A 1,986-nucleotide genomic window follows, 5' to 3' on the forward strand; every position below is an offset into this window, starting at 1 on the left:
CCCGCCTTCCTCGACCACCTGGACGATGTCGATCACCCGGGGCTTCGCCAGAGTGGCACCGTCCCGCATCAGCAGCTTCGGGGAGTTCACGTCGATCTCCACCGGCGGCTCGTCGTTCGCCGGGCCCCCGGGCCCGTCCTCCGCGAACGCGGCCGGCGCGCCTCCCAGCGTCAACACCGCCGCCGCACAGAGGACAGCCGCACCGCTCACTCCCTCACGCCAGTTCAGCACGTGGATCACCCCTCCGAAAGCTCAACGCGCGCGGGGGACATGGAGGGAACGTGGAACTCGATAGTCTTCACGTCCTTGGGCGGCGCGGGGAACTGCGCGAAGACGGGCCGGGTCTCCCCTGCTTTGACGCCGGTGATTCCCGTCGTGCAGAGGCACTGGCCGTCGGTGTCCCGAAGCACGAGATAGCGCTTCTTTCCCTCAGGGTCAACCATCGTGGCTCCGGCTATGGAAGACCGCGACTTGATCGCCGTCTCGCCGGAAACCCATTCAAGAGCGCGGAATGTCTTCTCACCCTTGTTGAAGAGAGTCCCATTGACCGTCACGAACCCGCCAGCGTCGCGCACTGCGGAGTGGACAGCGACCTCGATCCCGTTGGGCCCCTTGAGTTCGCCCAGCACTTTGTCGGTATCCACACCGTCAGGCGCCGCGGGGGATTCCGCGTCCTTGCCTACGCTCGGCTTCTTCGGATCGTCCGCGCCACCCCCGTCATCGCCCCCTCCACCGCACGCGGTGAGGGCGAGCAGTGAGCCGACAAGCAGCACGGCGACCCTGGCGCCTATCGCGCCGCCGGTGTTCTTCCTGGGCATGGCGTCCTTCCCCGAGTCGGATCCGGTCTCACCGGACCAGACGAACGGTGAAGAGTTCGCCCAGTCGCGGCAGTGAGTCAGGCTTATCCGGATCGATGGTCACAGTCTTTCCCTGACAGCTGAGTTTGATCTCGACGACGACATCGTCCTCCTCTTCGACTTCCTTCAGCACGCACCTGCTCTCGACTACTGCGCGCGCGCTGGCCTCCGAATAGATTCCCTCCGTTCCTGGCACCACCGTGTTCCCCACGGACTCACGCGATGTGACCGACACTGCAAAGCCGCTTCGCGGCGCGTCGAGTCGGTTACACGGATCCAAGATCGCGTTGTTCTTCGCAGCGAACCGAACTGCGGCGGCGCAACCGGAGGAAGTACGAAAGAGGCGGCCGTTCACAAGCTCCATGAGGTCGTCGCGGTCCAGATCCGGTTCGAGGAGGCGTTGCCCGATCTGGTCCCGGGCGTCGTTGGCCGCTGCCAGGGCCGCGGCATCCGCAGCACCCTGGGCGCCGTTCCGGTTGGCGGCCGCCTGGCCGACCGCGAAGTAGACGAGTGCGAGGAAGAGGAGCGCTCCGACTGCGGTGATGTAGGCCGGGATCGCCTGGCCGCGATCGCCACAGGTCAGTCGCCGCCGGTGACCTTCTCGATCTGGTCGCCGATCGCGTTGCCGATCTCGGTTCCGAAGTCCGTCGCCAGTAGGACCACGATGATCGCTGCGACGACGGCGAGGATGCCCAGGTACTCGATGGCCGTCTGGCCGGTGTCGGTGGTGAGTTGGTGGCGCCGCTTCAGGAGCTTCATGCTGGTCTACCTCTCCGGGCCGGGCCGTTGGCTGGGCCGCCGCTTTGCCGCCGTGGTCGGCCGTCAGCGAGGCGGCCGGGGCGGTGCTGTGGGGTGTGGGAAGGGCGTCGGGTCCGTGCGGGGACGGTGTGTCCGTCCGGAGTCGCCCGCCTTGGTGGTTCTTGACACTCCGCCCGGCGTTGAAACGGTCTGCGGGGAGCGGTGTGTGACGGGCTGGTCGCCTGGCGGGTGGCATGGCGTCTCCTCCCCCGGTCGGTCGCTTCCCGGCTGCTGTTCGTCGCTACCGCCAACGGCCGTGCGCGACGCACCTCTTCAGAGAGTGACTGTGCCACAACAGGTTGCGCACGCGAAACGGTATGCGGGAAAAGCT

The 1,986-nt window shown here is 66.8% G+C and carries 3 protein-coding genes and 2 pseudogenes; all 5 read right to left on the bottom strand.

Annotation, left to right across the window (positions count from 1 at the left end):
• Window positions 1-231: pseudogene (locus tag GL263_RS25675) on the bottom strand (hypothetical protein); the annotation flags it as partial.
• 5 nt (window positions 232-236) lie between these two features.
• On the bottom strand, window positions 237-818 hold the full coding sequence (locus GL263_RS25680) for a hypothetical protein (protein WP_182858133.1): 582 nt from the start codon (window positions 816-818) through the stop codon (window positions 237-239).
• Between the two features lie 28 nt (window positions 819-846).
• Window positions 847-1,221 carry a hypothetical protein gene (locus GL263_RS28670; protein WP_228456829.1) on the bottom strand — a complete coding sequence of 125 codons (375 nt, stop codon included), beginning with the start codon at window positions 1,219-1,221 and terminating at the stop codon, window positions 847-849.
• 69 nt (window positions 1,222-1,290) lie between these two features.
• Window positions 1,291-1,440: pseudogene (locus tag GL263_RS28675) on the bottom strand (pilus assembly protein TadG-related protein); the annotation flags it as partial.
• Window positions 1,437-1,616, bottom strand: a complete 180-nt coding sequence (locus GL263_RS25690) for a Flp family type IVb pilin (protein ID WP_182858134.1) — start codon at window positions 1,614-1,616, stop codon at window positions 1,437-1,439. The gene GL263_RS25690 and the pseudogene GL263_RS28675, both read right to left, overlap by 4 nt.
• Window positions 1,617-1,986 lie beyond the last annotated feature (370 nt).

Source organism: Streptomyces durbertensis, assembly GCF_014156695.1.
In the GTDB taxonomy this organism is placed as follows: domain Bacteria; phylum Actinomycetota; class Actinomycetes; order Streptomycetales; family Streptomycetaceae; genus Streptomyces; species Streptomyces durbertensis.

Coding starts and splice junctions, on each gene's coding strand:
- GL263_RS25680 (WP_182858133.1), bottom strand. CDS start 818: ATGCCCAGGAAGAACACCGGCGGCGCGATAGGCGCCAGGGTCGCCGTG.
- GL263_RS28670 (WP_228456829.1), bottom strand. CDS start 1,221: ATGGAGCTTGTGAACGGCCGCCTCTTTCGTACTTCCTCCGGTTGCGCC.
- GL263_RS25690 (WP_182858134.1), bottom strand. CDS start 1,616: ATGAAGCTCCTGAAGCGGCGCCACCAACTCACCACCGACACCGGCCAG.